Here is a 5048-nt window from a genome sequence, read left to right as displayed (position 1 = left end):
CGAGCGTCATAACCTCCAGATCGGGTCTGTCGGAGGTAGGTGCGTGGGCAGGATCAGGAGCGACTTCGGCTTTCAATCCACCGCCGCCGATGTTCTGAAGGACGTGGACCTTTCAGGGCAGCGGGCGATCGTCACCGGCGGTTCCGGCGGCATCGGCCTGGAGATCTGCCGGGCACTTGCCTCGGCCGGTGCGGACGTGACGATCGCAGCACGGGACATCGCGACGGCCCTACCAGTCGCACAAGCGCTTCGCCGATCCGGATTGCCGGGCCATGTCACAGTCCAACCGCTCGACCTGGCCAATCTCCCGTCGATCAGCCGTTTCGTCGCCGAGTGGCAGGAGCCGCTCGACATTCTCATCAACAATGCAGGCATCATGATGCTGCCCGAGCTTCGGCGAACAGCGGACGGGTGGGAGATGCAATTCGCCACCAACTTCCTTGGGCATTACCAGCTGACCCTAGGGCTGAGGCCTGCGCTAGCAGCCGCTCCGGCAGCACGCATCATAGCCTTGAGCTCGAGCGGGCACCTCTTCTCGCCAATCCTCTTCGACGATCCGAGCTTCCGCTTCGTGCCCTACGACCCGCTCATCGCCTACGGGCAATCGAAGACGGCCGCCATTCTCTTCGCAGTCGAAGCCACTGCGCGCTGGCGGGACCAGGGCATCACTGTGAATGCCGTCATGCCCGGCGCGGTCGCAACGAATCTCCAGAAGCATACCGGTGGCCTTCGGACGCCTCCCGAGCGACGCAAGTCGCCCCAGCAGGGCGCCGCTACTCCCGTCTGGGCCGCGATCGCTCCGCAGCTGCAGGGGATCGGCGGCCGCTACTTCGAGGACATGAACGAGGCTGAGGTCGTCTTCAGTAGGAATGAAGCGCTGACGGGGGTCGCACACTATGCCGTGAATCCGGCGAATGCACGACGGTTCTGGGAGTTGTGCGAACGGCTGATCACCGATGCAGCGTCCCTACGCTGACCGGAAGCACAATGGTGTCCACATCCACCGCTGCTCGGAAGGCCTCGCTGGCCTGCCGGCCTGAAGCAGGCGAATGTCGGCATCTTCCCAAAAGGATTGAAAGCCGCGGGAGCTAGCGGCAACGTCTCCCGCGCCGCAAGTCCGATGCTGTTGTTGACGATCGTGCGGAGCTTCAACGCCGCGCGCCATGCTCCACGTAGATAGGCCTGGCTCCTGCGCGCCGGCACCTGCTCCTCTGGGGAGGCGCGAGGATGACGAATGCGCGGCCCAGAAGGCTTATGGTTATAACCAGTCCCAGTCCTTCCGCTGCTTCAGGAGTCGTGCCGAACAACAGCAGGCCCAAGGCGTCGATCGGCTCCTCGAGAAGCAGCATGAGGACGAGGAGGAGATCGATTGCTCCGGCGGCCTTGCGGGCAAGATCCGGCGGCGAACCGGGCTTGCCCCTGCTCGCCAGGAGGAAAAGCCCGCGCCCGAACAGCGACAGCGCCACTGCGTCCGAGACTCCGATGAAGGAGTTGCTGCCGCTGGCCAGTATCAGGGGAACTGCGGCGATTGTGATCATTGCCGTCCATTGGCCGACGCGATCTCCTCGCGACAACGCCTCGCAAAGCTCGACGCCTCCCGCGAGAAGGAGCAGCGGGCCGACCCAGGCGATCCCGCTGGCCGAGATGAACAGAGCGGTTACGGCTCCCAGGACAAGCAGGACGCCGGAAGCGAGCGGCACGGCACGCAGCCGGCGCGCTGTCGCCCGACGCGATCGAGACAAAATCGCCACCGCTGCGCCCTGCTCAGGACGGTGCGGTCATGCCCGGCGCGAGGTTCGCCTCGACTTGCCTGGCATCGAAGCTTGTTGGATCATCGGAACGGCTGCCCCGATACATCACGATCTCAGCGGAGGCCTCGTAGCTCGTCACAGTCTGCACATCGACCGAGACGGCCCAGAAGGGGCTGCCCAGCCAGGGATCCCAGCTCCGCCAGCCGAACCCGCCGGAGCGGTAGCGCCAGGAAGGTCCCCAATAGCCCCATGGACCAGCACTGAGCGGATCCCGCGTCACGGTGGTCCGGGTGTTCGGGTCGGTCGAACGGCTGACCATCGTGAAGCCGTCGAAGCCTTTCTGCAAAGTAAGCTGGGCCGCCCGAAGAAGCAGGTAATTCTCGACCTGCTGCCGGGAGGTGAAGGAATTTCCGGCGAAGGAAACCCGATAGCGGTTGTCGGCGATCTGCTGGTCGCTGTAGCCGCCGCTGGTCTTCGATCCGGCGCTCAGCGGCTGGTAGGGCGTCGGCGACGTGCACCCGGCAAGGAGCATCAGCGCTGCTCCGACGGGCGAGGCAATGAGGCCGATCCGAATGGGGCCCCTGGACAGGTTCGGCATTGGACTTCCCCTTTTGCAAGGTTGTGAAGATCGGCCCGCCGCCGAACGACCTCGGCTGGCGACCTCCACGCGCTCTAGGTTCGCCTTGCCTCAGGGGTCTTTCTCATTCGCCCGGCCCGCCGCGCTGACCCAATCCTTCCGTGCGGTCACCGTGCGTTTCACGAACGGAGCGGCGCTTCTGAAATATCGCCGCGAACGCCCTTGGTAGCCAGATGGCAGGGCAGGCTCGGACGAGGATGGCCTGCAAGGAGGAGCCCTCGAAATGAAGCAGGAGACGCCTCTTCCCGAACCGGGAAACACGAGCCGCTGGGTTGCCCTTCTTCTTGTAGTGCTGGCCTGCCTTGCGGTCTTTGCCGGCTTTGCCGATCCGCAGCGCAACGACAGCCGCAATTCGGGAGAGACGGCGAAACAGCTCGAAGAGGATCGGGGCGATGCAGATGCTGGCTTTCCCGAGAAGCCCAAGCCGGACGAGCCCCCGCGTGGCCCGGGTCCGTGATGAGCTGGGTTTGGGCAGCGCTCGGGTTCCTGACGCTGCTTGGTTCGATTCTCACGACCAATGCTTTTCTACGCCGTCGGCCAGGGCGCCGGCGGGCGCAACCCGATGCGAAAGCTCGGCTGAAGCGCTGACGGTCGGATCGTAGTTGGCGGTGGGCGGCGGCGGAGCGAGACGCCCCGCTACCCGCTCGCGTGGTGACTTCATCGTCACTCAGTCCGGATCGACCTCTTCCGCCAGAAGATATCCACGGCCGGGGATCGTCTTGATGAGGTGCCTATCAGACCCCAGCGCCTTGCGGAGCGCTGCGATTTGAAAGCGAAGGTTGCTTTCTTCCACGATCGTATTGGGCCAGACGTGCCGAACGATCCTCTCCTTCGGCACGATTGCTCCACGGCAGGCGAGCAACAGGTGGAGAACGTCGAATGCACGGCTGCCCAGCGCGACGGGACAGGACTCGCGAAGGAGCACCCGGGCGCGGGGCACCAGCCTGCACCTGCCGAAGCGGAATTCCTGTTGAGGCATGGTCACGACCGGCCAGGTTGCCAGTCCGTCGCCAGCGTGCGCGCCCGATGCGAAACCGGCTGCTTCGGCGGAGGCGCCGCCCACCCAGTGGGTCTGGTGAAGAGATGCCATTTTGAACTCCTTGGAGCGGCCGTTCTGCGCGGGCTTTCGCGTGAACTCACATCCATTGACGCAAGCGGGCGGCGCGACCGCACCTTTGCCCCCAGGAATTTTTCGCCGGAGATCAGGTCGCCGGAATGATCTCGAATTCGCCGGCGTTACGACGAACCAGCCGGACCGGATGGATCCGTTCGACAGCGCGACCGAAGCGTTCAGGATCACCGGTTCGGAACATGCCCGAGACGGGAAGCCGAGCGACAACCGGATCCTTCACGACGAGCTTCGCCCCCGGATAGCGGTTGAGGTCGGCGGCGGCGTCGGCAAGCGCGGTGTTGTCGAAGACCGCATATCCCTGCTGCCAGGCGAGCGCCTCCTCGGTTCCACCTCCGAAGAGGCGTGCAGGGCCGCCGCTCCGCATCGTCAGCTGCTGGCCGCTTTTCATGAGGACGGGCGGCGAAGCGGAGGCGGGCATTCCGACCGAGACGCGGCCCTCGACGAGGACGACGGCAAGCTCGTCGCGCCGAATTCGGACGTCGAAGCGCGTACCGAGCGCCGTCACCCTGAGCTCGCCGGCATCGACGGTGAACGGCCTGGCCGCGTCCGGCTTCACCGCGAAGAAGGCGCGGCCCCTGACGAGCCGAAGCTGCCGCCGGCTTCGTGCAAAATCACCAGTCACCAAAGTGCCCGCATCAAGCGTGACCCGGCTCCCGTCCGGCAGCGAAACGAACTTTGCCGGTCCCTCCCCATTCGCATATTGAAGCTTCGGAGCGCCGGGGCGCCCTTCGCTGCCTGCCATCTGTGACGGCGTGCCGTTTCCCGCAGTGTCGTGGCCCCACTCCCCCTGCACGAGGAGGATAGCACTCGTCGAGACGGCGACCAGGAGCGCTGCCGCTGCTGCCATACCAAACGCAGAGCTCCTTCTGGGTTCAGGCGCCCGGGCATGCTCGCGCATCGCGTCGAGAAGCTCGTCGCCTTGGGCAGCGTCGAACCCCGCCCAGCTACGCTGGACGCGCTCCCAGGCAGCCGCATGCGCCTGATCCAGCCGGCACCACTCCTCGAACACGGCGGTTTCCTGCGGAGACATGCCCTCGGATCGGCGCAGCGCCCAGATTGCCGCCACTTCGTCCGCGGGCCTGCCGCGAAGATCGCTCAGCGTCAGGACTTCACGAATCATCGGAACCCTCCACCGCAGCGGCGAGGTGACGGATGGCGCGGATCATGTGCTTCTCGACGGCGCTGAGGGAGATGCCGAGCTCGACGGCGACGTCGCGGCACCGCATCCCTTCGAGGCGGTGGAGAATGAAGATCCTGCGGGTCCGCTCAGGAAGTGACAGCAAGGCTGCGGTAAGTCGACCGAGATCTTCCTTGCCTTCCAGGATCCGGTCCGGGTCGATGTCATGCTCACCATGGCGATCGGGGTCGAACGCAACATGATCGACCGCTCGCCGCGCCCGGCGACGCCTCGACAGGTCAGCCACCACACTGGCCGCGGTCTGATGAACATAGCGCCCGAGATGCTCGATACGGCTCGTGCTGTCCCGCGCGACGATCCGAAGGAAGACTTCCTGCACAAGGTCGTCGA

8 protein-coding genes are annotated in these 5048 nt (G+C 65.3%); 2 read left to right on the top strand and 6 right to left on the bottom strand.

What is annotated here, in order from left to right; all coding sequences use genetic code 11:
• Window positions 1-976 (top strand): SDR family NAD(P)-dependent oxidoreductase (locus tag VF662_RS08820; protein WP_464139985.1); only part of this gene is annotated, 976 nt, incomplete at its 5' end.
• 172 nt (window positions 977-1148) lie between these two features.
• Here VF662_RS08820 and VF662_RS08815 read toward each other — a convergent pair.
• Both VF662_RS08815 and VF662_RS08810 read right to left on the bottom strand, forming a co-directional pair.
• Complete coding sequence (locus VF662_RS08815; RefSeq protein ID WP_464139983.1) at window positions 1149-1538, bottom strand: hypothetical protein; 390 nt, start codon at window positions 1536-1538, stop codon at window positions 1149-1151.
• 226 nt (window positions 1539-1764) lie between these two features.
• Window positions 1765-2349, bottom strand: coding sequence for a CC0125/CC1285 family lipoprotein (locus VF662_RS08810; RefSeq protein WP_464139981.1), 585 nt, complete (start codon window positions 2347-2349; stop codon window positions 1765-1767).
• 262 nt (window positions 2350-2611) lie between these two features.
• On the opposite strand from VF662_RS08810, the gene VF662_RS08805 reads away from it, so the two are divergent.
• Window positions 2612-2845, top strand: a complete 234-nt coding sequence (locus tag VF662_RS08805; protein WP_464139979.1) for a hypothetical protein — start codon at window positions 2612-2614, stop codon at window positions 2843-2845.
• A 51-nt stretch (window positions 2846-2896) separates the two neighbouring features.
• Here VF662_RS08805 and VF662_RS08800 read toward each other — a convergent pair whose 3' ends face one another.
• The 4 genes from VF662_RS08800 to VF662_RS08785 all read right to left on the bottom strand — a co-directional run.
• Window positions 2897-3049 carry a hypothetical protein gene (locus VF662_RS08800; RefSeq protein WP_464139977.1) on the bottom strand — a complete coding sequence of 51 codons (153 nt, stop codon included), beginning with the start codon at window positions 3047-3049 and terminating at the stop codon, window positions 2897-2899.
• A gap of 6 nt (window positions 3050-3055) precedes the next feature.
• Window positions 3056-3478: a winged helix-turn-helix domain-containing protein gene (locus VF662_RS08795; protein WP_464139975.1), complete on the bottom strand. Its 423-nt coding sequence runs from the start codon at window positions 3476-3478 to the stop codon at window positions 3056-3058.
• Between the two features lie 112 nt (window positions 3479-3590).
• Entirely contained in the window at window positions 3591-4640 is a 1050-nt protein-coding gene (locus VF662_RS08790) for a FecR family protein (protein ID WP_464139973.1), read from the bottom strand.
• On the bottom strand, window positions 4630-5048 hold a 419-nt coding region (locus VF662_RS08785; protein ID WP_464139971.1), incomplete at its 5' end, for an RNA polymerase sigma factor. The genes VF662_RS08785 and VF662_RS08790, both read right to left, overlap by 11 nt.

This window comes from Allosphingosinicella sp. (assembly GCF_036387215.1).
Lineage (GTDB): Bacteria > Pseudomonadota > Alphaproteobacteria > Sphingomonadales > Sphingomonadaceae > Allosphingosinicella.
The sequence above is the reverse complement of the archived record's forward strand: the minus strand, read 5'-3'. Positions and strand labels throughout refer to the sequence as shown.

What these genes read in the sequence shown, in the direction of transcription:
- VF662_RS08815 (WP_464139983.1), bottom strand. Translation starts at nt 1,538, where the DNA reads ATGATCACAATCGCCGCAGTTCCCCTGATACTGGCCAGCGGCAGCAAC.
- VF662_RS08810 (WP_464139981.1), bottom strand. Translation starts at nt 2,349, where the DNA reads ATGCCGAACCTGTCCAGGGGCCCCATTCGGATCGGCCTCATTGCCTCG.
- VF662_RS08805 (WP_464139979.1), top strand. Translation starts at nt 2,612, where the DNA reads ATGAAGCAGGAGACGCCTCTTCCCGAACCGGGAAACACGAGCCGCTGG.
- VF662_RS08800 (WP_464139977.1), bottom strand. Translation starts at nt 3,049, where the DNA reads ATGAAGTCACCACGCGAGCGGGTAGCGGGGCGTCTCGCTCCGCCGCCG.
- VF662_RS08795 (WP_464139975.1), bottom strand. Translation starts at nt 3,478, where the DNA reads ATGGCATCTCTTCACCAGACCCACTGGGTGGGCGGCGCCTCCGCCGAA.
- VF662_RS08790 (WP_464139973.1), bottom strand. Translation starts at nt 4,640, where the DNA reads ATGATTCGTGAAGTCCTGACGCTGAGCGATCTTCGCGGCAGGCCCGCG.